General features: G+C 52.9%; 1 pseudogene. It reads right to left on the bottom strand.

The window, feature by feature from the left end:
* Positions 1-12: 12 nt before the first annotated feature.
* A pseudogene (locus LZP96_RS24080) lies at positions 13-306 on the bottom strand (NifB/NifX family molybdenum-iron cluster-binding protein); the annotation flags it as partial.

Consider the following 306-nt stretch of genomic DNA (forward strand, 5'->3'; position numbering starts at 1 on the left):
GATGAAATAAACTCATGAATGGCAACAGCGCCCGTTTCCGTGATGATGCTGACGCCCACCCTGGCACGCATTTTCTGCTGTGTTCCCGTCAGAGTGACAGCATTTTTTCCCTTTCGCCTCATGATGAAAGGACTGGCGTCCCTGCTCCGGCTTATTCAGTTCAGTCAGAACACGGGTATCCGGATCACACAGTTCAGTGAACAAACGACGACCACAGTCAGTCTGGTACACCGCGATCTGATGCCCCAGTAATTTACCCAGCATCCGTTCCCCGATGTTACGGACCACAACGCGGCTGACTTGCTG

The organism is Huaxiibacter chinensis (assembly GCF_022171985.1).
GTDB classification, from domain to species: Bacteria; Pseudomonadota; Gammaproteobacteria; order Enterobacterales; family Enterobacteriaceae; genus Enterobacter; species Enterobacter chinensis_A.